This window comes from Selenomonas sp. oral taxon 138 str. F0429, assembly GCF_000318175.2.
Taxonomy (GTDB): Bacteria; Bacillota; Negativicutes; order Selenomonadales; family Selenomonadaceae; genus Centipeda; species Centipeda timonae.
This window is the reverse complement of record NZ_KB290930.1, coordinates 254,601-280,859: the sequence shown is the minus strand read 5'-3', so window position 1 is coordinate 280,859 and position 26,259 is coordinate 254,601. Positions and strand designations below refer to the sequence as shown.

The 26,259-nt window shown below is 52.7% G+C and carries 24 protein-coding genes; 1 reads left to right on the top strand and 23 read right to left on the bottom strand.

What is annotated here, in order from left to right:
* Positions 1 to 4 precede the first annotated feature (4 nt).
* The 16 genes from HMPREF9163_RS02845 to cobO all read right to left on the bottom strand — a co-directional run bounded on the left by HMPREF9163_RS02845 (position 5) and on the right by cobO (position 19,150).
* Positions 5 to 541 (bottom strand): HD domain-containing protein, encoded by a 537-nt coding sequence (locus HMPREF9163_RS02845; RefSeq protein ID WP_009440145.1) that lies wholly within the window; start codon positions 539 to 541, stop codon positions 5 to 7.
* Positions 538 to 1,719: an ATP phosphoribosyltransferase regulatory subunit gene (gene hisZ / locus HMPREF9163_RS02840; RefSeq protein WP_009440144.1), complete on the bottom strand. Its 1,182-nt coding sequence runs from the start codon at positions 1,717 to 1,719 to the stop codon at positions 538 to 540. The genes HMPREF9163_RS02845 and hisZ overlap by 4 nt, the downstream gene beginning before the upstream one ends.
* A complete protein-coding gene (locus tag HMPREF9163_RS02835) occupies positions 1,716 to 2,033 on the bottom strand; it encodes a YerC/YecD family TrpR-related protein (RefSeq protein ID WP_009440143.1) in 318 nt (105 codons plus the stop codon). The genes hisZ and HMPREF9163_RS02835 overlap by 4 nt, the downstream gene beginning before the upstream one ends.
* Before the next feature lie 97 nt (positions 2,034 to 2,130).
* On the bottom strand, positions 2,131 to 3,084 hold the full coding sequence (locus HMPREF9163_RS02830; RefSeq protein WP_009440142.1) for an HlyD family secretion protein: 954 nt from the start codon (positions 3,082 to 3,084) through the stop codon (positions 2,131 to 2,133).
* Between the two features lie 60 nt (positions 3,085 to 3,144).
* Positions 3,145 to 5,763, bottom strand: a complete 2,619-nt coding sequence (gene alaS / locus HMPREF9163_RS02825; RefSeq protein ID WP_009440141.1) for an alanine--tRNA ligase — start codon at positions 5,761 to 5,763, stop codon at positions 3,145 to 3,147.
* Positions 5,764 to 5,896: 133 nt separating this feature from the next.
* Positions 5,897 to 8,530 (bottom strand): DNA translocase FtsK, encoded by a 2,634-nt coding sequence (locus HMPREF9163_RS02820; RefSeq protein WP_009440140.1) that lies wholly within the window; start codon positions 8,528 to 8,530, stop codon positions 5,897 to 5,899.
* Positions 8,531 to 8,598: 68 nt separating this feature from the next.
* Positions 8,599 to 9,876 (bottom strand): amidohydrolase, encoded by a 1,278-nt coding sequence (locus tag HMPREF9163_RS02815; protein ID WP_009440139.1) that lies wholly within the window; start codon positions 9,874 to 9,876, stop codon positions 8,599 to 8,601.
* Between the two features lie 11 nt (positions 9,877 to 9,887).
* A complete protein-coding gene (locus tag HMPREF9163_RS02810; RefSeq protein WP_009440138.1) occupies positions 9,888 to 11,129 on the bottom strand; it encodes an adenosylhomocysteinase in 1,242 nt (413 codons plus the stop codon).
* 12 nt (positions 11,130 to 11,141) lie between these two features.
* On the bottom strand, positions 11,142 to 11,711 hold the full coding sequence (locus tag HMPREF9163_RS02805) for a cob(I)yrinic acid a,c-diamide adenosyltransferase (RefSeq protein WP_009440137.1): 570 nt from the start codon (positions 11,709 to 11,711) through the stop codon (positions 11,142 to 11,144).
* Positions 11,711 to 13,780 (bottom strand): polyribonucleotide nucleotidyltransferase, encoded by a 2,070-nt coding sequence (locus tag HMPREF9163_RS02800; protein WP_009440136.1) that lies wholly within the window; start codon positions 13,778 to 13,780, stop codon positions 11,711 to 11,713. The genes HMPREF9163_RS02805 and HMPREF9163_RS02800 overlap by 1 nt, the downstream gene beginning before the upstream one ends.
* A gap of 125 nt (positions 13,781 to 13,905) precedes the next feature.
* A complete protein-coding gene (gene rpsO / locus HMPREF9163_RS02795) occupies positions 13,906 to 14,172 on the bottom strand; it encodes a 30S ribosomal protein S15 (protein WP_006306336.1) in 267 nt (88 codons plus the stop codon).
* A gap of 85 nt (positions 14,173 to 14,257) precedes the next feature.
* Complete coding sequence (locus tag HMPREF9163_RS02790) at positions 14,258 to 15,217, bottom strand: bifunctional riboflavin kinase/FAD synthetase (protein WP_009440134.1); 960 nt, start codon at positions 15,215 to 15,217, stop codon at positions 14,258 to 14,260.
* Between the two features lie 44 nt (positions 15,218 to 15,261).
* Positions 15,262 to 16,173, bottom strand: coding sequence for a UDP-N-acetylmuramate dehydrogenase (gene murB, locus HMPREF9163_RS02785; RefSeq protein ID WP_009440133.1), 912 nt, complete (start codon positions 16,171 to 16,173; stop codon positions 15,262 to 15,264).
* Positions 16,173 to 16,664 carry a tRNA (cytidine(34)-2'-O)-methyltransferase gene (locus HMPREF9163_RS02780; protein ID WP_009440132.1) on the bottom strand — a complete coding sequence of 164 codons (492 nt, stop codon included), beginning with the start codon at positions 16,662 to 16,664 and terminating at the stop codon, positions 16,173 to 16,175. The genes murB and HMPREF9163_RS02780 overlap by 1 nt, the downstream gene beginning before the upstream one ends.
* A 105-nt stretch (positions 16,665 to 16,769) precedes the next feature.
* Positions 16,770 to 18,422, bottom strand: a complete 1,653-nt coding sequence (gene ilvD / locus HMPREF9163_RS02775; protein ID WP_009440131.1) for a dihydroxy-acid dehydratase — start codon at positions 18,420 to 18,422, stop codon at positions 16,770 to 16,772.
* 191 nt (positions 18,423 to 18,613) lie between these two features.
* Entirely contained in the window at positions 18,614 to 19,150 is a 537-nt protein-coding gene (gene cobO / locus HMPREF9163_RS02770) for a cob(I)yrinic acid a,c-diamide adenosyltransferase (RefSeq protein WP_009440130.1), read from the bottom strand.
* Between the two features lie 45 nt (positions 19,151 to 19,195).
* Here cobO and HMPREF9163_RS02765 point away from each other — a divergent pair, with 45 nt between their 5' ends.
* On the top strand, positions 19,196 to 20,815 hold the full coding sequence (locus HMPREF9163_RS02765; protein ID WP_009440129.1) for a GDSL-type esterase/lipase family protein: 1,620 nt from the start codon (positions 19,196 to 19,198) through the stop codon (positions 20,813 to 20,815).
* A 35-nt stretch (positions 20,816 to 20,850) separates the two neighbouring features.
* On the opposite strand, the gene queA is transcribed toward HMPREF9163_RS02765, so the two are convergent.
* From queA to HMPREF9163_RS12305, 7 genes are all read right to left on the bottom strand, one after another.
* Positions 20,851 to 21,879 carry a tRNA preQ1(34) S-adenosylmethionine ribosyltransferase-isomerase QueA gene (gene queA / locus HMPREF9163_RS02760; RefSeq protein WP_009440127.1) on the bottom strand — a complete coding sequence of 343 codons (1,029 nt, stop codon included), beginning with the start codon at positions 21,877 to 21,879 and terminating at the stop codon, positions 20,851 to 20,853.
* Between the two features lie 17 nt (positions 21,880 to 21,896).
* On the bottom strand, positions 21,897 to 23,045 hold the full coding sequence (locus tag HMPREF9163_RS02755; RefSeq protein WP_037345777.1) for a SpoIID/LytB domain-containing protein: 1,149 nt from the start codon (positions 23,043 to 23,045) through the stop codon (positions 21,897 to 21,899).
* Between the two features lie 21 nt (positions 23,046 to 23,066).
* Positions 23,067 to 23,663, bottom strand: a complete 597-nt coding sequence (locus HMPREF9163_RS02750; protein WP_009440124.1) for an epoxyqueuosine reductase QueH — start codon at positions 23,661 to 23,663, stop codon at positions 23,067 to 23,069.
* A 1-nt stretch (position 23,664) separates the two neighbouring features.
* Complete coding sequence (gene ruvB / locus HMPREF9163_RS02745; RefSeq protein ID WP_009440123.1) at positions 23,665 to 24,702, bottom strand: Holliday junction branch migration DNA helicase RuvB; 1,038 nt, start codon at positions 24,700 to 24,702, stop codon at positions 23,665 to 23,667.
* A gap of 15 nt (positions 24,703 to 24,717) precedes the next feature.
* Positions 24,718 to 25,320: a Holliday junction branch migration protein RuvA gene (ruvA, locus tag HMPREF9163_RS02740; protein ID WP_009440122.1), complete on the bottom strand. Its 603-nt coding sequence runs from the start codon at positions 25,318 to 25,320 to the stop codon at positions 24,718 to 24,720.
* 18 nt (positions 25,321 to 25,338) lie between these two features.
* Positions 25,339 to 25,833 (bottom strand): crossover junction endodeoxyribonuclease RuvC, encoded by a 495-nt coding sequence (gene ruvC, locus HMPREF9163_RS02735; RefSeq protein WP_009440121.1) that lies wholly within the window; start codon positions 25,831 to 25,833, stop codon positions 25,339 to 25,341.
* Between the two features lie 228 nt (positions 25,834 to 26,061).
* The coding region (locus tag HMPREF9163_RS12305) for a YebC/PmpR family DNA-binding transcriptional regulator (protein WP_009440119.1) at positions 26,062 to 26,259 on the bottom strand (198 nt) is incomplete at its 5' end.

Genomic DNA, 26,259 nt, shown 5'->3' with positions numbered 1-26,259 from the left:
CCCTCTAGTTGCGCGCATCTGCCGCCTTTAACAGGGACAGCACCAGAGAATCCTCTGGTGCTACTTTTTTTTGATGGTGCTGAATGATTTCGGCTACATGAGCAGCGCCAATCGCGCGCAATTTGTCAGCGCCTATATATGGATGGCTGATATGGACATGAAGAGCCCTCCCTATTCTTCCGAAAACACTGGCCGTGTCTTTTTTTCGGACAAAATACGGAATCAGAGATGGAATGAAGCGATAGAAAAGGACAGCTAGCACCTTTCCCCAGATATCCGCATCCCCTTTGACACGTCCTATATCATGGAGGAGCGAACAGCGAATCAGGAGGATGTATTCGTCCGAATCGTCACGAGACTGCTTTGCGTAAAGCTCCTTTGCCGTGAGTGCAACGCGAAAAGCGTGCAGCTGATCCGCCTCATGCATCGCATAGAACAGCCTCTGTTCGGGAGTGCTCAGATAAGTGCGGATAAAAGTGTGCCCCTCCGCATTCAGTCGTCCGAATACGGCCTGTATAAACTGCCGTATGCGCTGTCTCATTGGAAATACTCAAGGGTGGCATATCCGCGCGCTTCTCTGGAAGATTCTGCCTCCTCATAGGACTGCCCCTTCAGCCCCAATTCGACGATCTTTCCTGTCTGACGCAGCTCCATTGCCCGCCTGATTGCCTGTCCGATGGATTGTTCGGCATATCCGATATAAACATCGCGTGATACAGACGGAATCTGAATACCCTGACGGTCGAGTGTCAACAGGATTCTCTCCATGCCGAGCGCAAATCCCGTTGCCGACATCGGATGTCCATATTCTGTCAGGAGGCGGTCATAACGGCCTCCGCCGCACAGGGGGAAGCCAAGTCCCGGTGAATAGCCCTCGAAGACCATCCCCGTATAATAGTTGAAATCGCGGATAATACCGAGATCGAAACGCACATAGTCTGCCACGCCATAGGATTTGAGCAGCGCATAGATTTCTGCCAAATTATCAATGGCACGTCGGCTTTGCTCATTGCGTGGGAAATCATAGAGACGGCGCAAAAGTTCTTCCCGCCCATTGAGCAAGGGAAGTTCCTTCAGCATTCCCCTGTCCTGCTCTGAGAGCGGCAAGGCGTCAATCAAACTGTCCATGAGAACAAAATTGTGACGCTCAATCGCAGACTTGATTTCCCGCTGGCGCTGTTCATCAATCTCAAAGTATGACAGGAGACCATCGAGGAAATCCACCTGCCCCATGTGTATTTGAAAATCCTTGATGCCGCAGGCAAGAACAGAGGCAATCGCAAGTGAAACAATCTCCGCATCTGCTGCGGGGCGTTCGCTCCCCATGAGTTCAACGCCCGCCTGATGAAATTCACACTGACGCCCCATCTGCGTCTGCTCTACACGAAATACATTGCCGATATAGGATAATTTCAAGGGGACGGGCGCGTCTTTCAGCCGACTGCTGACGAGTCGCGCAATTGGTGTCGTCATTTCATTGCGGAGGGCGAGGATCTTGTTCTGATTGCCCAGGAGCATGAAGAGAGAGTTTTCCTCCTGCACGCGCGGTGCCAATGTCTCCAGATGCTCAATCGTCGGCGTGACCACCTCATCATATCCCCAAGAGCGGAACAGAGAGGACAGCATGTTCTCCATATGCCGCATCTCCGCGGCATCTCTCGGCAGGAGATCCCGCGTTCCATAGGGCGTTTCCAAGATGAGTTTTTCGGGATTCATCATGCTTTCTCCTTATCATCGGGAGGCGTGGAAATACCTTTTTTGAGCACAAGCGTATATCCATCTGCTCCATAGTTCAGGCAGCGCTTCACGCGGCTGATCGTTGCCGTACTGGCACCCGTCTGTGCGACAATATCATCATAGGTGAAGCCCTCGTGCAGCATACGCGCAACATCCAGACGCTGCGCCATGGCACGAAGCTCCCCGATGGTGCAGACATCCTCAAAGAATTGATAGCATTCTTCCATCGTTTCCAGTGAAAGAACAGCACGACAAAGTTGATCGGTCAGATCATCTCTCAATTTTTGATTTACCATAACAGATCCCTCTCATGAACACTTCGGTTCATATCGTTGATTCGTTCACAGTATAACACAGAATAGGACGAGCGAAAAGGCGCATCCTTGCAGCAGGTTAGGAAGAGAAGTGTAATATGATATCAGATATTGATTCACCTATTGATGCATTCTCTTGAGGTACTGATATGCGAACACATTTTTCGACTGCTCCGTTATCATCCGCCTGCTCTGTCACAATGTCCGTAATCTCCTCTACCGTTCCCTCCAAATGCAGACCATTGATTTCATATCGTACAATTTGACCTAAGTAGACACGTCGTGCCTCTTCTTCTGATAGCCTTGCTTCAATCCAACAATGGTCTGTGATATTGAGCGCTAGAATATCATCGCCTGCGGCAAGTATATCCCCTGCCTTTACAGAGACTTTTGAGATGATCCCCGTGCGTTGTGCATAAAGCTCTGTGATACCTGTATTGCGCGCTTTCTCCAATGCAAGCTCCGCTTTTTTCATCTGCTCCTCTGCCACCTGCACAGCCTTCGGATCCGCTCTCCTGACCGCTTTTACACTGCCGAGTGTAGCCTTCTCCTGTTCATATGCAGCAGCAGCCTCATTTCGCTTCGCTGCACTGACTGCCCCCATTTCATAAAGTTCATTCATTCGCTCCATCCGTCGCCGTGCGGCCTCCAACTCCTCCTGCGCCTCGGGAGATTGATTGGACAATGTATCGATAAAGCCGGTTTGAATTTGTGCAAGATTCATGCGCGCAAGGTCTGCGTTTTTCTGTAAACGCAGAAGCTCTTCATCCGATACGATGTTCTGTATGCTGAGAAGCGCCTCTCCCTGCTGCACAGAGTCTCCCTCTGTGATATGCACGTCCTGCACAAGGAGCGGATGCGGTGCCTGTATGGATTGCTGCTCAAATACGAGGCGGGCATTGGAGATAGTGAATTCGCCTGTCCGCCCTGTTCCACGGAGCAGAAAGAAGGAGATGAACAGTATGAATATGAGAAAGACGACAAAGAATAGGAGTGCTCTCTTCTTTAGAAAATTTGTGATGTCAATTTCCATGGCTGCTGATCCTATGAAAAAAGGCTGTCAACGCTGTGACAGCCTAATAAACACCTTCGATTAGGCAGAGATCTGCCGACGGATGACCGCAACCGCCGCTTCAAACGCCTGCGGCAGCTGCGCAGGAATCTTTCCGCCTGCCTGTGCCATATCAGGACGTCCGCCGCCACCGCCGCCAACCGCTTTCGCCGCTTCCTTGATGATATTGCCCGCATGAGCACCCATCTGTACGGCAGCTTTGTCGGCCTTGACGACAAGGCTGACCTTATCCTCGATGATTGCTCCGAGCACGACGATGCCCGCTTCAAGCTTCTCGCATGTCAGATCTGCAATCTTGCGTAGTTCATCCATCGAGTCAACATTGGCTTTGCCAACCACTACATGGAAATCGCCAATGTTCTGGACTCCCATGAGGAGCTTCTGCGCATCTGCCTGATCGCGGAAGGTGGCAAAGTTACGCAGCTGTTCCTGCATGGACTTTCTCTCATCTATGAACTTATCCACCTGAGAGACAAGATCCTCCGACCTCGTTTTCAGCTTACACGAGAGTTCCTGAACCATACGGGACATTTCTGCTGCATATGCAAATGCTGCCCGTCCCGTGATTGCCTCAATACGTCGCACACCTGCTGCAACGCCGGACTCACTGACGATCTTGAACAGACCGATCTGTCCCGTGTTGCTCACATGGGAGCCACCGCACAGCTCGATGCTGAAATCCGGAACGCTAACGACACGTACCACATCCCCATACTTCTCGCCGAAGAGTGCCATAGCGCCCAGTTCCTTTGCCTCATCAATCGGCATCATAGAAATGTGGAGATCATTCGAGCGCAGAATCTCCTCGTTGACAAGTTCCTCGACATCGCGCAGCTGCTGCTCCGTCACAGGCTCGAAATTCGTGAAGTCAAAGCGAAGGCGTTCGGGGGTAACGAGCGACCCCGCCTGCTGTACGTGCTCACCCACAACGCGGCGCAGTGCTGCCTGCAGCAGATGCGTTGCGGTGTGATTCCGCGCAGACGAAAGTTTTTTCTTCGCATCAAGGCAGATGTCTACAGCGTCGCCGCGCTGGATCTGTCCTTCCTCGACGTATGCCACATGATAGATTGTCCCATCGGGCAGACGCTTCGTATTGCTGACGGATAGATAGCCGAGCTCGCTGCGCAGAATGCCCTCGTCCCCGACCTGTCCGCCGCCTTCGGGATGGAACGGCGTCGTACTGAGAATGACCCCTGCGCTCTCACCATCGTGCAGGGCATCCACAAGCCCGCCATCGCGCCAAATCGCAACGACTGTGGCTTTCACCGCATCTGCATCCTCGGTCAGGCTTCCGGTATCTACGCCTGACAAATCCGGAACGGAGACCGCCTGATTTTCCGCACGCGCACTTCTTGCGCGGGTACGCTGTTTCTCCATCTCCTGATGGAAGCCCTCGCCATCGAGCGTGATTCCATTCTCGTGCAGGATCTCCTCGGTGAGTTCCCGCGGGAAACCGTAGGTATCATAGAGCTTGAAGCCAACCTCACCATGCAGAACGGTCTCGTGGGCGTCCTTCAGGCGTGCTACCTCTTCATTCAGTAGTTCAATGCCCTGTGCCAGCGTCGAGGCAAAACGATCCTCCTCGACACGAATCACGCGCTTGATATAATCCTGTTTTGCGAGAATCTCTCTGAAGTCCTTCGCGTTACGGAAGATCTCGACAACGGCATCGACCGCACCGTCAAGAAACGGCTTCGTAATGCCAAGCATGCGCCCATGACGAATTGCGCGGCGCAGCGTACGGCGGAGGACATAACCACGACCTTCGTTCGAAGGCAGAATGCCATCCATAATCATAATGGAAACCGAGCGAGCATGATCGGCAATCACCTTATGGGAAATATCCTTTTTCGGATCTGTGCCATAGGGTACATCTGCAATTTTAGACGTATATTCAATGATTGGATAGAGAAGATCCGTCTCAAAATTCGTCCTCTTGTTCTGCACAACAGAGGCAAGACGCTCCAGACCGCAGCCCGTATCAATATTCTTGTGCGCGAGAAGGTTATACTCGCCTTCCTCCGTGCGGTCATACTGCGTAAAGACGAGATTCCAAATTTCGAGGAAGCGGTCACAGTCACAGCCAATACCGCATGTCGGCTCACCGCATCCCCTCTCCTCACCGAGATCAATGTAGATCTCAGAGTCGGGGCCGCAGGGACCGGGACCGATCTCCCAAAAGTTGTCCTCCAACGCGACAATATGGTCGGGATTTACATCCGTCTCTTTCAGCCAGATTTCACGCGCCTCATCATCCTCCGGATAGATGGAGACCCACAGCTTGTCCTTGGGAAGCTCGACAACCTCGGTCAGGAACTCCCAAGCCCAAGGAATTGCCTCCTGCTTGAAATAATCTCCGAAGGAAAAATTTCCAAGCATCTCGAAGAAGGTCTGATGTCGTGCGGTACGGCCGACATTCTCGATATCGCCTGTACGAACACAGCGCTGACAGGTGACAATGCGATTGCGGGGGGGCTTCATCTTGCCCGTGAAAAACGGCTTCAGAGGTGCCATACCGGCGCCGATCAAGAGCAATGTGGGATCATTGTCCGGGACAAGAGAATAACTGGACAACCGAAGATGGTCTTTTTTCTCTGCGAAAAACTGAAGATATGCTTCTCGCAGCTCATTTCCAGTCATATATTTCAACGTAATCGCCCTCCTAAAGCTATGTTCTTAAAGAACTGAGTGTGCGTAAGTATAGCACAAAATTTAGCAAAAAGACAAGAATCCCCAGTCCCGTGAAACGGTATACATACACTAAATTCCCATATCACATGACGCTTTTCAAGAGTTCCTGTGCCTGCTCCGAGGTCATCAGAATCTCACGGGGCTTGTTTCCTCCGGCGCTCGGGCCGATGATACGCAGCTCTTCCATTGTGTCGACCAATCGAGCCGCTCTAGAATATCCGACACTTAGCCTTCTCTGAATGCTCGAGGTGGATGCCTGTCCTGTGGACATGACCAGATCGACAGCATCGGGAAGCAGTTTATCCTGCTTTACGAGAAGTTCATCGTCCTCGGATCTGTCCTCTTCCTCCGCCTCGCTCTCCATGAAGTCAATGAGCTCCTCGTTTTCACAGATTTCCTGCCCTTGTGCACGAATGTAATCCAAGAGCATCTCGACTTCCTCATCGCTGATGAACGCCCCCTGCACACGAATCGGCTTGGAGACGCCTTGCGGCGAGAACAGCATATCCCCTTTGCCGAGCAAGGTCTCTGCTCCGCCGCGATCCAATATGGTGCGGGAATCCACCTGTGACGAAACAGCAAAGGAAATACGGGACGGCAGATTCGCCTTAATGATGCCCGTGATGACGTTGACGGACGGGCGTTGCGTCGCGAGAATCATGTGTATGCCGGCAGCGCGTGCCTTTTGGAGGATACGGCAGATGGCGTCCTCCACATCTTTGGGCGAAACCATCATCAAATCAGCCAATTCGTCGATGACAATGACGATGAAGGGCATTGTCTCTTCCGCATAGCGCCGATTGAAAGATTTAATATCCCGAACGCCGTGCGTTGCAAAGATCGAATAGCGCTTCTCCATCTCCTGAACCGCCCAGTTCAGCACAGAGGAGGCTTTCTTCGGATCGGTCACAACAGGCACCATGAGATGCGGTATTCCGTTGTAATTCGAGAGCTCCACCATCTTCGGATCGATCAGAATGAACTTCACCTCATCGGGTGTTGCCTTGAACAGGATGCTTGAGATCAGCGTGTTGATGCAGACGGATTTTCCTGAACCCGTCGCACCTGCAACCAGAAGGTGCGGCATTTTGCCGATGTCTGCAAATATTGCCTGCCCGCTGATGTCCATACCCAGCCCAACTGTGAGTTTGGACGATGCCTCTTGAAACTGAGGATTTTCCAAAACTTCACGGAGTTGAACGCCCTCAAGCGTGCGGTTGGGTATCTCGATGCCAATCGCGGCTTTTCCGGGAACGGGTTCAATACGAACAGAGGATGTTGCCAGCTGTAGCGCGATATCCTCCGCGAGATTCGTGATCTTGCTCACCTTGACGCCGGGCGCCGGCTCCAGATCATAACGCGTCACTGCAGGTCCGTGGCATGCGCTGATGACCTTCGCGTTCACGTGAAAGCTTTCGAGTGTCTGCTGCAAGATACGCGCATTCTCTTCAATTTCCTGCGCCAACGATGCGTTCTCTTTCTTGATATGCTTCGAAAGGATGTGCGTAACCTTTGGAATTTCATAGGGATGCTGACCGCCCTCCTCTGCCTCTGGAGGAAGATGGGTTGGAGGAACTGAGACAGATGGCAGAGCCTCAGCCTGATCTTCATGGTCGTTTTCAGATGATGCATCCGGAGAGATTATATCCTGCTCAAACGAAGATTCCTGTTCTTCCGTTGGAATCATCATTTGAGGTTCTATCTCGTCCTGCATAAACTCCTGTTCATCAGTGACTGTAATATCTGCAACAGGAGGAACGTCCCCCTGCGAGATAATAATTTCATCATGTGGTGCTTCTTCGACAGTCCCATAGTCAATCGGAAACGGCGCGGAAGAGGTTTCTTCGGTTGTATCTGATGGCAGCGTTTCATTCGGCATGGTAATCTCCGTAACCTGCACCGACGCTGTTTCAGGTTCTTCCTCGACAGAATTTGCAATGGGCGGCTCGCTAACAGGCGGATCTGGCACCTGTTCCTGCACAGGTGCAGACTCCTCCAAAAACATTGGATCTTTTTCCTGATTATATGGGGCAGCAGACAGTGTATCACTGACGATTGCTGCCGTTTTTGTCTCGATTTTTTCTGCTGCGGCACTTACTTTTTCACGCGTTGTATGAAGGACAGCACCCGCCGCATTTGCCCCTTTCTTTGCCTGCTCCCTCGTTTTCATATAACCTGAGGCAAGCGACCATGTCGTAGACAGGAGAACCGATCCGACAATGATTGTGCTCAGCAAAATAATGGCACCATCCACACCAAAGCAGGAGCGCAGGAGCAGAAGGAATGCTCCGCCGATCAATCCCCCGCCGTCTGCAAGGTTCTGTGGAAGTATTTCCTCATCCACAGGGATGACAAAGTGATGCCATACGGCAAGCAGAGAAATAAACAGGCCGATGACACCAAAGAATTTTTTTGTATAGAGCAAACCGCGATGATGGATAATATACTGCAGACTGATCAGGGCGATAAGCAGAATGGCAAAGGGAGCGCCCCAGCCAAAAAAATAGCGAAAGAAATCTGCAAAAAAGAAGCCGACAAAGCCGACATTCAGCCCGAGAATACCGATCCCTGAAAGAAGTGCAAAAGCAAGAAGGATAAGTCCTATGAGTTCATACTTCCGTCCTGATCCGTTTGGCGCCGTGTTCCTTCGCTTGGCAGGAACCGACCGCGACGTTCGTCGGCCAGAACTTTTCTTTCCCAAAAAGAATCCCTCCATATCACATTATGCCCCCGCCCTCAGAGAGCGGAGGCATAGCAAAAATCATTTGTCCATATGTCAGTATACTATTTTGTCAGCCGATCTGCAACTCTTTGCGCCTCGTACAGGATGCGTTCCTCGTCAAGCGTCTTGAGCACACCGTTCTCCATGAGAATCTTGCCGTCGACCATGACCGTATCGACAGATGAGGATTTCGCAGAATACGCAAGAAGTGACACGGGGTTATAACAGGGTGTCCATGCAGCCCCATGCATGGAAAAGAGTACGATGTCTGCCTTATCCCCCGCCTGCAGACGACCAACATCATGGAGCGAAAGCGCCTGTGCACCATACTCCGTTCCCATCTTCACCGCAGTCAGTGCGGGAACAGCAAGAGGATCCAGGGTGTGTACCTTGTGCATAAGCGCGGCGAGCTGAACTTCATCCAGCATATCCAGATTGTTGTTGCTGGACGCGCCGTCTGTGCCGAGCGCGACACAGATCCCCTCTTCCAAGAGGCGCGGCACCGGCGCCGTTCCGCTTGCCAGCTTCATATTGCTGCCTGGGTTATGGGCGACACGAATATGATACTTCTTGATTATATCAATATCCTCATCATCCAAGTGGACGCAGTGCGCAGCAAGCGTCCCGTTTTCAAACAATCCCGTGGAGGCGACGTGTGCAAAGGGGCGTTTTCCATATTGCTTGATACAGTTCTCCACCTCGCCCACAGTCTCCGACATATGAATGTGGACTTCGGCACCAAGCGCCTGCGCTTTCTCCGCAACCTTCTGTAGATAGTCAGGAGGACAGGTATAGAGTGCATGAGGCCCGAACATCACGGTGATGCGACCGTCAGCCACACCGTGAAAATTCTCATAGAGGGCGGCGTTCTCCTCCAGCTTCTTGTCACCGTCCGTCGCAACGCCAATGAGACCGCGCGAAAGCACGCCGCGCATCCCCGACTGCTCGACCACCTCGGCAACGCGCTCCATATCAGGTCCATACATATCGGCAAAGCACGTCGTTCCACTGCGAATCATCTCGACGGCGGCAAGCATTGCACCCCAGTAGATATCATCGGAGCGAAGTTTTGCCTCGACCGGCCAGATCATCTGCTCCAGCCAGTCCATGAGCTTCATATCGTCTGCATAGCTGCGCAGGAGGGTCATCGATGCATGTGTATGCGCATTCACAAGGCCGGGGATTGCAAAATGCACCGTACCATCAATGACCTTGTCTGCGTGAAAGTCATGCGGTACATCTCCAACAGCCGTGATGCGATCATCCGTAATGGCGATATTGGCAATCGCAGTCGTTCCGTCAGGCAGAAGCGCAGTGACGTTCTTAATCAGCGTATTCAATGCACACTCTCCTATGCCAGCCCGAGATATTCTTTTTGCTCCGCACTCAGCTCGTCAATGGAAACGCCAAGCGAGTTCAGTTTGATATTTGCAATCTCGACATTGATCTCATCCGGCATGAGGTGGACGCCCTTTTTCATCTCGCGGCCATGCCGCACTAGATGGAGGGCGGAGAAGAACTGCACACCGAAGGAGAGATCCATGATCTCTGCGGGATGCCCGTCTCCTGCCGCAAGGTTGACCAGACGCCCCTCAGCGAGAAGATAGAGACGGCGTCCATCCGGCTGGACGAACTCTCTGATGTTGTCGCGCACAATATCATTGGACACGGAGCCCTCTGTCAGCTCCGGAATGTTGATCTCAACGTCAAAGTGTCCGGAGTTCGCCATCATTGCGCCGTCCTTCATCACATCGAAGTGACGCTTGCAAAGGATGTCCTTGTTTCCCGTGAGCGTCAGGAAGATATCTCCAACCTTTGCGGCTTCATCCATCGGCATGACATAGAAGCCATCAAAAACGGCCTCGATTGCCTTGATCGGATCGACCTCCGTAATGATGACGTTCGCGCCGAGTCCGCGCGCACGCATGGCACCACCCTTGCCGCACCAGCCATATCCGGCGATGACAACGGTCTTGCCTGCAATGACGAGATTCGTCGTACGCATGATTCCGTCCCATGTGGATTGCCCCGTGCCATAGCGGTTGTCAAAGAGGTATTTGCAGTATGCGTCATTTGCCGCAATCATCGGGAATTCAAGTTTTCCCTGACGCTCGAGCGCCTTCAGGCGATGAACGCCTGTGGTCGTCTCCTCTGAACCGCCGATGAGGGATGGAAGCAGCTCACGGCGCGTCGTATGCAGCATATCAACCAGATCGCCGCCGTCGTCGATGACAATATCCGGTTTGATATCGAGTGCGCGGTTGAGGAATACATCATACTCCTCCTCCGTGCATCCGTGCCATGCAAAGACATGGATGCCCTCCTCCACAAGCGCCGCGGCAACATCGTCCTGCGTGGACAGCGGGTTGCTGCCCGTGACAGCGACATCCGCACCTGCATGCTTGAAAATTGTCGCCATATAGGCGGTCTTTGCCTCGAGATGCAGCGTAATGACCATCTTGATGCCGGCAAACGGCTTGGTCACAGAGTACTCCTTGTCGGCAGCCGCCATCACCGGCATAAAGCGCTTGACCCAGTCGATCTTTGCATGACCGGACGGTGCCAGATTAATATCGCGAATCATCGATTCCATATAAAATCACCTCTAGTTTTCAATCCCTTTGCGGGCACTGATCCCACGTTCGTAATAGTGCCGCACTTCCCTCATCTCTGTGATAAGATCTGCACGATCAAGCAGCCACTGCGGCGCATTGCGCCCCGTACAGACCAGCTCCGTTTCCGAAGGCAGCGCATGCAGAATCTCCTCCATCTGTGCTCTCTGCAAGAGACCGAAGAAGAGCGCAATATTGATCTCATCGAGAATGATGAGATTCGTCTCTCCCTTGGATATGACATCCATCACCCTCTCAAGACCCGATGTGAGCAAGGCGACATAATCATCGGGCGGATGCCCCTTGGGGAAAATGACAACATCTGCCCCCAGCGCTTCTCTCGCACGCTCATCCATCATCTCCTCTTCTGCAATAAAGAAGGGCTTTCCCGTGGTCTCAAGCGTCAGATTCGGCATTTTCTGCAGAATATGCTGCTCGCTGTACGCGAGGCTCTTCATAAACTGCATAAGAAAAACCTTGTGCCCTGCTCCCAAGGCACGAATGGCAAGCCCAATCGCCGCCGTGGTCTTCCCTTTTCCGTTTCCGGTATAGACCTGAATCATCAGAGAAGAGCCTTGTGGCTGACGTTGATACGTCCCTTCTCGTCGATTTCGATGACCTTGACCTCAAGCTGATCGCCGATCTTCACAACATCTTCGACGCTCTCAACGCGATGTTTTGCAAGCTGCGAGATGTGGCAAAGCCCCTCTTTGCCGGGAAGGAGCTCGACGAATGCGCCGAATTTCAGGAAGCGCGTGACGCGCCCCGTATACACCTCGCCGACCTCGACCTCGCGCACAATATCCTCAATCATCTTGCGCGCACGATCCATCGCCTCCATGTTGGGCGATGTGATGAAGATGTTGCCGTCCTCATGAATATCGACATCGACGCCTGTTTCATCAATGATCTTGCGGACAACCTTGCCGCCCGTTCCAATGACATCGCGAATCTTCTCGATGTCAATGGTGATAACCTCCACGCGCGGCGCATATGGAGAGAGTTCTGCCGCAGGCTGGGCGATGCATTCGAGCATCTTTTCAAGGATGAACGCCCGCCCCTGCTTTGCCTGAGCAAGAGCCGAGGCGAGAATATCACGTGTGATACCGGCAATCTTGATGTCCATCTGGATTGCCGTAATGCCCTTGGATGTGCCGGCGACCTTGAAGTCCATGTCGCCAAGGGCATCCTCCATCCCCTGAATATCAGTCAGGATGGAATAGTCATCCCCATCGCGTACCAATCCCATCGCAACGCCGGAAACAGGGCGCTTGATTGGAACACCGGCACACATCAGGGAGAGTGTACTCCCGCAAACGCTGCCCATCGAGCTTGACCCGTTTGACTCAAGGATCTCAGAGACGAGACGAATCGTATACGGGAAATCCTCAATTGAGGGAATCATCGGGAAGAGTGCACGCTCCGCGAGTGCGCCATGTCCGATCTCACGGCGTCCGGGGCTGCGCATGGGGCGCGCCTCGCCGACACTGTATCCCGGGAAGTTGTAGTGATGCAGATAATGCTTCGTCGTCTCAGGGCCAAGGCCATCGATAATCTGCTCATCGCCGATCGATCCAAGTGTGGTTACAGTCAACACCTGTGTCTGCCCTCTTGTAAAGAGTCCGGAGCCATGCGTGCGCGGCAGAATACCAACCTCACAGCTGACAGGACGCACCTCATCCAGCGCACGGCCGTCCGGACGAATTTTCTCGTGCGTAATCATATGGCGGACAATGCCCTTTTCGATCTTGTAGAGAATCTGCGAAATCTCCTTCGCGGCATCCGGATACTCCTCGATGAAATGTTCTACCGTCTCCGCTTTAATCGCGGAAATATCTGCGTCGCGCATGAGTTTGTCACTGTTGCGCGTTGCGGCGTCGAGACGCTCCTCGGCATAGGCGCGCACCTTGGACTCGAGTTCCTCGGAGACAGCAAAGATGGCGGGCGTCTGTTTTTCCTTCCCGCACGCATTCTGAATATTATTTTGAAATTCGACAAGGCGGCGAATCTCGGCATGACCGAATAGGATAGCATCAAGAACAATCTCTTCGGAGAGCTCATTTGCTCCCGCCTCAACCATCATCACAGCATCATAGGAACCTGCTACCGTCAGATTGAGTTCCGACACCTCCCTCTGTGCTTCCGTCGGATTGATGACAAATGAGCCGTCAACATAGCCGACACGAACACCGGCAATCGGCCCCATAAAGGGAATGTCCGACACAGTGAGAGCACAGGAAGCACCGAGCATGGCGGCGATCTCCGGAGGATTGTCCTGCTCTACGCAGAGAACTGTTGCCACGATTTGAACGTCATTCCGAAAGCCCTCTGGGAACAGCGGGCGGATGGGACGGTCGATCAGGCGCGCGCAGAGCACGGCATCGCTGCTTGGGCGTCCTTCTCTCTTGATGAAGCCGCCGGGAATCTTTCCCGCCGCATACATCTTCTCCTCGTAGTCCACCGTCAGCGGGAAGAAGTCAACGCCCTCACGCGGAGCACTCGAAGCCGTCGCCGTCACCAAGACTACGGTATCGCCATAGCGAACCAGAACAGCGCCATTTGCCTGCTTTGCCATTTTCCCATGTTCTACGGTGAGCTTTCGTCCGCCCAACTCAATTTCGAAACACTGCATAATATCCTCCTAGGTCTCTCTATTCGTTCCATATGACAAAAGCATTCGACAAAATATCATAGAATCCTTGTCCCAACAGCAAAAAAGCGGGGAATCCCCCGCTCTTTCTCTCCGTATTCGGAATATTACTTACGCAGATTGAGCTTCGTGATGATCGAGCGATAGCGCTCAATATCCGTCTGATACAGATAGCTCAGAAGGCGACGACGATGTCCAACCATCTTCAGAAGCCCACGGCGCGAGTGATGATCTTTCTTGTGTTCCTTCAGGTGCTCCGTCAAATACTGGATGCGTGCCGTCAGAACGGCAATCTGCACCTCCGGCGAGCCCGTGTCGCCCTCATGGACGGCATGTTCCTTGATGATTTCCTGCTTCTTTTCCTGTGTGAGCATTAGAATCCTCCTCATAATTTTTTCACCACTGACCAAGAAAACGTCGGATTATTCGTCATCTGAGTCATGGTTCTGTTAGCGCTCATCATATTACCATAGAAATATTTTCTTGTAAATGAAAACTTTTTTCAAACTTTCGTTCGACTTCTCGTTTATCCTCTGCAATCTGAGCGATGAGCGCATCAACGGATGCAAATCGCAGTTCATCCCGTATTTTCTCATAGAATGTGACCATGATCTCGCTGTCATAAAGATTTCCCGAAAAATCGAAAAGATGAACTTCGAGGCGTCGGTCGCAGCCGTCGAATGTAGGATTGTTTCCTATGTTGGCAACACCGCAGTAAAGCAGCCCCTGATGCATCACCGTCACGGCGTAGACACCGTTCGGCAGACGCTCATAGTCCTCGCGCAGATCAATGTTTGCAGTGGGAAAGCCGAGTGTCCGCCCTCGTGCCTGTCCGTGAATCACCGTGCCGATGATGGTAAAGGGATAGCCGAGATACTCTCTCACACGCGCAAGTTCTCCCTGTGCAATCAAGGCGCGAATCCGCGTACTGCTCACAGGTGCGCCGTCGCGCATCACGAAGGGGCATACGATCAGCTGAAATCCATACGTTTCGGATTTCTCCCGCAAAAGTGCAGTTGTTCCCTTCCCGCCGCGTCCAAATGTATAGTTTTCTCCCACGACAATATACTTCGGGGCAAAACAGCGCTGCAGCAGCTGCATGAAATCATCGGCAGACGTTTCGGCAAAATCGGAGGTAAAGGGGATTTCAACGAGGGCGTCTGCACCGAGATGATTGAGTATGCGGGCGCGCACGGCGTCGCTCCCAATGCGACGCGGTGCACCTTCGGGTGCAATCACAGAACGCGGATGATTTGCAAACGAAAAAACAAGCGCAGTTCCATTAATTTCCTGCGCTTTCGCGACGGCAGTCCGAATGATCTCCTGATGCCCGATATGAAGGCCGTCAAACATGCCAAGTGCAACGACGATATTAGGATGTTTTGATGAAAAATCAACAAGCTGACTATATTTTTCCATGTAGAAGCAGCATACTCCTCAAAAATATATCGATAATTTCCCGGTCAGGCTTCCCCAATGATGCGCAGTTCCGGAAAAAGCTGTACACCATGCGCTGCATAGACCCGCTTCTGAACGATCGAGATCAGCTGCTGCACATCGTCTGCCGTAGCATTGCCGATGTTGATCACAAAGCCCGCGTGTTTTTGTGAAACCTGTGCGCCGCCGACCGTGAGCCCCTTTAATCCCGTCTGATCGATCAGCGTCCCCGCAAAATATCCGGGCGGTCGCTTGAACGTACTTCCCGCACTCGGATAAGACAAGGGCTGCTTGCTCTCGCGCCGCTGATTCAGATCTTCCATCCGTGCAAGGATCAGAGCCTTGTCATCTTCGTGCAAATGCAGGCGCGTTTCACAAATTGCCTCATCGCAGCCATGAAAAATACTGTGCCGATAGCCAAAATCGAGTTCCTCTGCAGAATACAGATGGAGCTCCCCGTCCCGTGTGACCGTCTTTACGGACACAACGACAGACTTCATCTCATCGTCATAAGCCCCCGCATTCATAAAGATCGCACCGCCGATGCTTCCCGGAATGCCGCAGGCAAACTCAAGCCCCGAGAGTCCATACTCCTGTGCACGCGCAGCGGCATCACGCAGGAGAGCCCCTGCGCCAATGATGAGATCCGTGCCCTCACGTACAACAGCCGCCATCTTGTGACTGAACCGTATGACAAGCCCTCGTATCCCGCCGTCACACACCAAAAGATTGGAACCGTTTCCGAGTAGCGTGACCTTCTCGCCATATTCCCTTGCCATGCGGATAATCCGCTGGACTTCCTCCGTAGTTTTCGGGTAGAACAGCAGATCCGCAGGACCGCCGATCCGAAACGTCGTATGAAAGCGCATGGGGGCATCGGCAAAGAGCCGCGCGGCATCAAATTCTCTGTAACAGGCACGCACGAATTCCTTATTCATCAATGATCTCCCCCATTGCAGCCCGTTCCCTCAAGACATAATTCAGCAAAAGAATTTTGACGCAGCGCCTCATATGCAACAACGGCAACAGCATTGGACAAATTCAGCGAACGCGCGCCTGCATGCATCGGTATGCGTATCGTATGCTCCTCATTTGCAGCCAACAGAGACTCCGGCAGCCCTGCAGTCTCCTTGCCAAAGACAAGAAGAGCATCCGATGTATAGCGAACATCGGAGTAGATATGCGCAGACTTCGTCGTACAGAAGTAGAAGGGATGCCCCTCATACTGCCTCTGCACATCTGCAAACGAGTCATGATAGTGCACCTTGACAAGATGCCAGTAATCCAGTCCCGCACGCTTCAAATGTCTGTCATCCGTTGAAAAACCGAGCGGGCGTACGAGATGAAGCTCCATCCCCGTGCCAGCGCATAGGCGTGCAATATTCCCCGTATTGCCGGGAATTTCCGGCTCGACAAGGACGATGTGCATGGATATGAGACCTCACTCTCTTCCAGAAATAATGCAACGCCATTATAGCGAATTATGTTCATAAAAACAACCCACAGGAGCAGAAACTCCCGTGGGCTGGGCTTCTTATTGCAAAACAGCGCCCGTATTGGCAGACGTTGTGAGCTTCGCATAGCGCGCAAGGTAGCCCGTATTGATCTTTGGTTCCGGCTGTACCCAGTTCGCGCGACGCCGCGCAAGCTCCTCATCGCTGACCTCGAGTTCGAGCTTTCGATTTGGGATATCGATGATAATCATATCACCGTCCTCGATGAGCGCAATCGGTCCGCCTGACATCGCCTCCGGAGAGATGTGGCCGACACAGGCCCCCTGACTTGCACCGCTAAAACGTCCGTCCGTGATGAGACCGACCTTCAGCCCCATACCCGTGATGACCGCCGTCGGATTCAGCATTTCCTGCATCCCGGGACCGCCCTTCGGGCCTTCATAGCGGATGACGACAACGTCTCCATCATGGATCTTCCCCTCCATAATGGCGTTGACGCCTTCCTCCTCGGAGTTAAAGCATCTCGCCGTCCCGCGATAGGTGAGCATGTCGTCCGCCACTGCCGATGCCTTGACAACGGCGCAGTCCGGCGCGAGATTCCCGCGCAGAATGGCAAGACCGCCCTGCGGACGATAGGGATTTTCAACACTGTGGATCACCGTAGAATCCAGAACCTCTGCGTGTGCAATTCGATCGCGCACTGTTCCCGTAACGGTCAGTGCATCCAGGTGCAGCAGATCCTTCTTCGACAGCTCCTTCATCACCGCCGAGATGCCGCCTGCCTCGTTCAGATCCTGCATATGATGCGTTCCCGCAGGGCTCAGCTTCGTGATGTACGGCGTGCGTCTGCTGATCTCATCAAAGAGCGGCGGCGGAAGCTCAATGCCCGCCTCATGTGCAATCGCCGTGAGATGCAGAACGGTATTGGAAGAGCCGCCAATGCCCATATCTACGGTGATCGCATTCTCGAATGCCTCGCGCGTCATAATATCACGCGGACAGATATTTTTCTCAATGAGTTCGATAATGACCGCACCTGCATGCTTGGCAAGCAGGCGGCGCTCCCCCGTATAGGGGGCGGGAATCGTACCGTTGCCGGGAAGTCCCATGCCGAGCACCTCGGTCAGGGAGTTCATCGTATTTGCCGTGAACAGACCGGAGCAGGAGCCGCAGCTGGGGCAGGCGTGCTCCTCAATCGCAGTCATTTCACGCGCGTCCATTTTTCCCGCCGCGAACATGCCTGCCGCCTCGAACGCCTGACTGACACTGATGTCACGCCCGCGATGACGCCCTGCAAGCATGGGGCCGCCGCTGACGAGAATTGCGGGAATGTTGAGCCGCGCGGCAGCCATGAGCATGCCCGGTACAACCTTGTCGCAGTTCGGGATGAGGACGAGCCCATCAAATCCTGACGCCATCGTGACGGACTCGATGGAGTCCGCAATCAGTTCGCGGCTCGCAAGGGAGTATTTCATCCCCGTGTGCCCCATGGCAATGCCGTCGCAGACCCCGATGGACGGGAATTCAATCGGAGTTCCGCCAGCTGCTGCTACACCAAGCTTTACAGCTTCTGCGATCGTATTCAGGTGAAAGTGCCCCGGAATAATCTCGTTGAACGAATTGCAGACACCAATCAGCGGCTTTCTGAGATCCTCGGAGCCATATCCGTTTGCATGAAAAAGCGAGCGATGTGCACAGCGTGTCGCTCCCTTTTTTACGACATCACTTCTCATAAAAACTCTCCTAATTCTACTATCATTTATGGAAGCTATGCTCTTCCATAAATAAAAGATAACATAAACACATGACAGAGATTTTACCGCATTCTATGTTTTTTTTCAATAGCTTATATCAAAGAGCACTGTTCTCACGTGGAATACAATGAGTGAATGTGTTATAATCTGATTGCTTCTTTGTATTCCTATTAAAATTCAATCCCTCTCTGAGCCTTGATTCCCTTTTGAAAGGGATGCTTCACAAGCCGCATCTCCGTGACGAGATCAGCCTGATCGATGAGCTCCTCTGAGGCGTTGCGCCCCGTAAAGATCAGGTGCGTATGCGCGGGACGTGCTGAGAGAAGCTGCGCCAAATCATCCGCATGGACGAACCCAAAGGAATATGCGTAGTTGAACTCATCGAGGATGACCATATCCCACGCATCGCTCTGAAGCTCTGTCATTGCCGTTTGGAGCAGTTCGACAGCAGCACGTCGATGTTCCTCCTGCGCACCGTCGCCGCGCTGCGAAAACCCAAGCCCTCCCTGCCTGATCTCGATGCAGCCATCTGCAGATGAAAGGGCTTCGATTGCGGCGAGTTCGCCATAGTTCCAGCTTCCTTTGATGAATTGCAGGATGAGCACGCGCATATGATTTCCCCATGCACGCAGTGCCATGCCAAGAGCTGCAGTTGTCTTTCCCTTCCCTTCACCGGTGTGAACGATGATAAGACCTTTGTTTTCCATATGAATTCCTCAACTTTCTGAAATACAAAATATTTGGGTGAATGTATGAAGCATTATTTCTTTTTCACGGGCATTATTTTTCTCGCCGTCCTCGGCTGTATTTTCCTCGTCGAGAAAATGGACGTCCTGCACTTGAAACAGATGGACATTGCAGCCCAAGTGCTGGAAGCTGACGGAACGTCCACACTCGTTTGGGAGCGTCTTCCCTATCCCTGCTATTATCGCATTGATACCTATATCAAGACAACTGGGGCGATTGCCGAAGAGTCTATCTATGAACACGTAAAGACCGAGTTTAGCACTACGCCCTCCTGCAAGGTCTCCTCCGCTCCCATTCCATTCTATTATCGCATTACAGCCTATGGAATGTTTGGTGCCGTAACTGCCCCGTCAACACCAATTGCAGCGCCATATTTCATGGCAAAAGCCCCCATTCCAATCTTTCATTATACGGAAGATCATCCTGCCAGCCTCAAGCCCTTTCTGCTCTGGCACAGCATTCCGAATGCCGTTCTCTATGAGGTTGAACTTCTCTCCGCACCGCCGGCACAGGAGGGCGGCACGACGCCATCACCGACGAATCACCTGACGAGTACGCGCAGCATTTTTACAAACGGCTGGCAGGCTGATCTGCGCGCCTATCAGAACTATGAAAAGATATACTGGCGCGTGCGGGCGCTCGGGCTGAAGCTTGAGCCAATCGGAGAATTCTCCCCTATCGAGGAGCTTTATTTGGATAAATCCGCAGATATTCCAAATCGTCCGATCCCGAATACCTACGATCAGGTAATGAACTTCCATCAGCCCATCTATCCTGTATATCAATGGATTCCGTTAAACGGCGTAACACGTTATGAGGTCGAACTGCTGACAGAGCCTCCTGCAAAGGAGCACGGTACAGAACCGGATCCAAATCGTGCATGGGCACAGACGATCACGGCCGCCAATGCAGTCTATGATGAATATGCGCGTCCCTATGCGGGCACATATTACTGGCGGGTACGAGGTCTGGACGAGGAGGACAATACCATTGGAACGTGGTCAGATCTCGCCTCATTCACCGTCGATGCTGTGAATGATCGCATCTATGCAGCGGCGCTCGGGGACAGCATCACGCACGGCGGGGGCGCTATATCAAGCTCGCCCGCATTCCTCGAATACAGCTATACAACATATCTGCCGTTCGAATGCCTCAATCTCGGACGCAGCGGCGATACGGCACATACAACACTGGAGCGTTTTGAGCAGGATGTACTTCCGCTGCACCCGATGAACCTGTTGATCCTGACCGGATCGAACAGTCTGCGCGCCTATGGTGTCACGGCACAGGACATCATTGACGATTTGGATGAGCTGCAAAAGAAGTGTCTGAACCACGGCATTCGCCCCATTTTCCTGACTCTCCTGCCGATCAACCCTGAACACATTTCGCTTGCCTTCCACACCGAGACAGATCCATCATGGAAATGGAAGATGATGGCTGTAAACACCTGGATCAGAACGCAGGAATTCTATGTGGACATGGAGCCATATTTCTACGACAAAGAACGGCGTATTCTGGATCCGCTGCTCTCCACGGATGGTCTGCATCCCGATATCAACGGAAAGCGGATGATGGCGGAAATCATCAATGAGCACCGCGATCTGTTTCGTGAGCTTCCATAAGTAGAAACAACGCGATTTTTCATCGCGTTGTTTTTTTATTGCCGTGATTGGATAAGCATGGCATCACCAAAGGAAAAGAAGCGATACTCTTCTGCTACAGCCGTGCGATATGCCTCCAGTGTGAACGCACGTCCCGCAAAGGCGCTGATCAGCATAATGAGAGTAGACTTCGGAAGATGAAAGTTTGTGATTACAGCGTCTACCACTTTGAACTCATATCCCGGATAGATGAATATATTTGTCCATCCGCTCCCCGCCTCGACAGTCCCCGTAGATGAGGCTGCGGCTTCCAGTGTACGGATGGACGTTGTGCCGACAGCAACAACACGTCGCCCGTCTTTTTTCGCCGAACGAATGAGTTCGGCAGTATCTGTTGGAACCGAATAAAACTCACTGTGCATCACATGGTCTTCAATGGTATCGACATGAACAGGACGAAATGTGCCAAGCCCGACGTGAAGGGTGATAAAGCCAAATTGGATGCCCTTTCTGCGCAGCTCCGCCATCAGTAACTCTGTAAAGTGCAGCCCCGCTGTCGGCGCTGCAGCCGAGCCTTTTACACGGCTGTAGATCGTCTGATATCGCTCCCGATCCTCCAGTTTCTCATGAATATATGGGGGAAGCGGCATATTGCCTAGGCGATCCAAAATCTCCTCAAAGATGCCCTCGTAGATAAATCGTACGATTCGTCCACCAAAATCCGTATGAGCGATAATTTCGCAGGACAACTCTTCGCCAAAGTGGACAACGGAACCGATGCGCATCTTTTTCCCGGGTTTGACCAATACTTCCCACTGATCTCTATCTATTTGACGCAGGAGAAAGACCTCGACCTTCCCGCCCGTATCACGCGCTCCAATGAGACGTGCCGGAATAACACGTGTATCATTGAAGATCAGCAGATCTCCCTGCTTCAGAAAATCTCCAAGCTGAAAAAAACGCCGATGCTCTATCGTATGATTGGATGGATCCAATACCATCAGGCGGGAGCTGTCGCGCGGCTCGACAGGCAGCTGAGCGATGCGTTCCTCCGGAAGATCGTAGTCAAAATCAGAAATATCCATGTAAATAAGCACCTTGCCTAGTATATTTTTTCAAGTGTTACGCCGGAATAGTAATAGAGCAGAATGTCCTTGTATCCTTTCCCGCTGTCTGCAAGCGCCTTGGCGCCCCATTGGGACAGCCCAAGCCCGTGACCCGATCCGTATCCGCTGAAAACGACTTCTGTCCGACCGGCTCGTATGTCAAAAAGCGTACTGGGCAGAGAGAACATAGAGCGCAGATCATTGCCCGAGAGACTGATACGCCCCTTCGTTCCAACAAATTCTGCCGCACGCACACGTCCTGACGGTGTTCGGTCTGTGCTCCCCTTTCCAACGGTCAAAGGAGAAAGTCGTATCTCCTTGAGCATACCGAGATTTTTACCTCCTGCCTCGATTTTCTGCACAAAGGCTGCCATGGAGACCGTACGGCTCCACGGCTGTGTCTGCGTGCGGAGTTCCTTCACGGCGCGCAGATAGGGCATAGAGCTGCCCCATACATGCTCGCTGAACTCTGTCATCCCTCCTGAATCCGTATGGAAAAGAGCGTCGATGATTGCCCCCTTATAGAAGAGAACCTCGCCGCGCGTGCTGTTGACGGCTTCTGTTGTAGACTGCATTTCAGCGGACATGCCCTCATAGACCTGACAATGTGCAGTGCTGCAGAGATCAAAACCCTCCGCGCTGTGACGCTTGCGATTCTTCAGGGCAAAGGTACGCGCTGCGACACTCTGAGCACGCAGCGCTTCGGCAGACCAGCTTGGAGGCATCTCCTTCGGAACGACGCCATAGAGATAGTCCTCCACAGGCACATTGTTGACGACGATCATCCCCTGCTTCTTCAAAAGGGTGATAAATCCGCGGTAGGGCATCCCGTTCACCTTAACAAAACCCGTGGATTCGGGCTGAATCACCAAACGCTCGGCCTTGAGCTCCTTTTCGTTTGCTAAAAAACGATCCCGCATCATACGAACAGAAAGCTCTTGTCCCTGCGGAATTTTCACCATTGGCTCTTTCTCCGGATCGTCATAGACGTATAGAGCTCCGTTCGTTGCCGAGAGACGTATTTCCGATACACCCTGACTGAGCCCGATCGTGATTTCAGGCTGCCATGACGCTGCAGCCGTCATAGGAAGAACTGTAATTGCAGCAAAGAGCACGGAAACACATAGGAAAAGATACCGATTCATAGCAAACTCCCCTTCTGACCGTTATGCCATTAACCGCAGACGTTTCTTCTCTTTGTTTTCCTTGCGCTGCAGCTTGCGCAGCGCCCGACTGTACCGCTCCTCTTCGCTGAATACGCAGCCGCAGTAAGATTGGCGATAGAGTCCCATCTCCTTGCTGATATCGATTCCCTCCTGCCAGCCGACACGAAAGTCCTCGTAGTAAAATGCAACACCGTATCGCTTCGCAAATTGTTCCGCAACGGAGCGCATGAGATCATGCTGCTGATAAATGCTGTAAAAGAGCGTAGATGTGAACGTATCAAAGCCGTGTGCTGCAGCATAGCGTGCCGTTTCCTCCAACCGCCATGTATAGCACATACGGCAGCGGCCTTTGCGCGTCCCCTCCGCCGGCAGCGCCCGTTTCAGGAACTCACGCATTGCATATTCCTCGTCTGCGATAAAGGCCATCTGCGAGAGCTCGGCAAATTTCCGTGCATTTTGCAGGCGTTCCTCCCACTCCTGATAGGGGTGGATATTGGGATTGAAGAAGTATCCTGTGGGCTCGATTCCATCAGAGCGCAATTTTTTCAGAGGATAGCAGGAACATGGTCCACAGCACATGTGCATGAGCAGGTTCATCTCAGAGCAGTTCTCCTTGTCTGTCGTCGTTTTGTGAAAATGGAATACCCATATGCTCGTATCCGCCGCGCGTGACAATGCGGCCGCGTGCTGTACGTGCGATAAACCCCAGCTGAATCAGATAGGGCTCATAGACATCCTCTATGGTCTCCGCCATCTCGCTGAGCGCCGCTGCCAGCGTCTTTAGCCCGACAGGGCCGCCGGAAAACTTTCGGATCATGACCTCCAGCATATAGCGATCCTTGTTCTCGAGACCTCTTGCATCGACCTCGAGCGCTGCGAGCGCCTCGATGGTCCCTGCCTTCGATATGACACTCTCTCCCGCCACCTGTGCGATATCGCGGACACGCTTCAGAATGCGGTTCGCAACGCGCGGCGTTCCACGCGAGCGGCGCGCAATCTCGAGTGCCCCCTCGCGCTCAATGCAGACGGAAAGGATCTCCGCCGTGCGCTCGATGATGAGCAGCAATGCCTCCGGCGTATAGTATTCCAAGCGCGACTGAATGCCGAAGCGATCACGCAGCGGTGCCGAAAGAGCCCCCGTCTTCGTCGTTGCACCGACGAGGGTAAACGGCGCAAGATCCAGACGCAAAGAGCGCGCACTCGGTCCCTTGCCGATGATGATGTCAATGGCGTGATCCTCCATCGCAGAGTAGAGAATCTCCTCAACATGATGGGAAAGCCGATGAATCTCGTCGATAAAGAGAACATCGTGCTCCTGCAAATTGGTAAGCAGAGACGCAAGATCCCCCTGACGTTCAATGGCAGGAGCCGAGGTTTGACGGAAATTCGCCCCCATCTCATTCGCTATGATGGCGGCAAGTGTAGTTTTGCCAAGTCCGGGCGGACCATAGAGGAGCACATGATCCAGCGATTCGTTGCGCGAGAGCGCCGCCTGTATGAATTTGGACAAATTCGACTTGACCTTGTCCTGTCCGATGTATTCGTTCAGACGCCGCGGGCGGAGGCTATACTGCCAGCCGTCCGTTGACTGTTCTTCGAAGGAGCTGATTTCCTCATCCTCATACATATCGCTCATCGAACTCCTCCTTTCTCAAAAACGCTGCAGCTCTGCCAATGCATAGCGAATCAGTTCCTCCGTACTCTCTCCATCGCTCTTTTTCTTAAATACCGACTGAATCTCGCTCTGCTGGAAGCCGAGGCTGAGAAGCGCCTCCGTTGCCTCTGCCGCCATGTCCCCCATGCCGTCGCCGATCTCCGTTATATCATTCGTATCGGTAGCCGCATCAAAGGACGTGGATGCGAGCTTGTCCTTTAGCTCCAAGATGATCCGTTCGGCGGTCTTTTTCCCGATGCCTGGGAGCTTCGTGATCGCCTTGACATCCTTCTGATGGATCATACGGTAAAAGTCGTTTGCCGTCGTTGCCGAGAGAATCCCCTGCGCCACCTTTGGCCCGATTCCGGAAATACCGATCAGATGCTGAAAGAGGTCATACTCCTCCTGCGAAAAGAATCCATAAAGAAGAAGCGCATCCTCTCGTACATGAGTGTGCACATAGAGCATGACCTCCTCACCGACGGAGAGATGCGTGCGTGTTGCGTGCGATATGAACACGCGATAGCCGACATCGCGGACATCCAAAAAACAGTAATCCGAAAATACATGCGTCAGCTTGCCGTGCAAAAATCCAATCATTGCTCCCTGCTCCTCAATCTAGATGCGATTGCGCCATGCAATGCTGTCTACACAGTGCGCGGCACTGATGGCGACGGCAAGTGCGTCCGCCGTATCGTCCGGATGGGGCGGCGCGGGAAGGTTCAGCAGCTTCGTCACCATGTATATGACCTGTTCCTTCGTCGCCTTTCCATAGCCCGTCACAGACTGCTTGACCTGCAGCGGCGTCCGCTCCACAATCGGAATATTGTTCTGCGCCGCCGCGAGAAGGACGATGCCGCGCGCCTGCCCGACTGGAATCGCCGTCGTGACATTCCGGTTGAAAAAAAGCTGCTCTACCCCCATTGCATCGGGGGAATACTTTTGAATGAGCGCTTCCAGTTCTGTATATATTTTCAGCAGGCGTTTTTCCACCGCCATCTTGGATGGTGTTGTAATGGCGCCATAGGAACGGGCACGCAGACGCGAACCTTCCTGCTCCACAAAACCATAGCCGCAAATGGCAGTTCCAGGATCGATACCGAGTACTAACATCTTCTCATTCTCATGGAATCGCTGATAAAATGAAGTCCATCAGATTGGTATAGATTTTTTGTCCTATCAAGGAGACAAACCGGACGCATAGCAGAGGCTGTGTGGAGGATTTGTCGACGATGAGAGGGCGAAAAAGATGCGCCAAGGTGATGGTGCTGAATTTATCAGTGCTTCCTTTAAAAAGAGTGCAGACACAAAGCGTCTGCACTCTTTTAAGGAATCCTCCGCTTATTCATCCATTTCGTAGTTGCTGTAGACATTCTGGACATCATCATTGTCCTCGAGCGCGTCGATCAATGTCTGCATCTTTTCGGCATCCTTGTCAGCGAGATGCACTGTCGTGTCCGGCACCATCGTCACCTCGGCAGATGCCGTCTCAATGCCCTTTTCTCCAAGCACTGTTTCAATTGCCTCGAATGCCTCTGG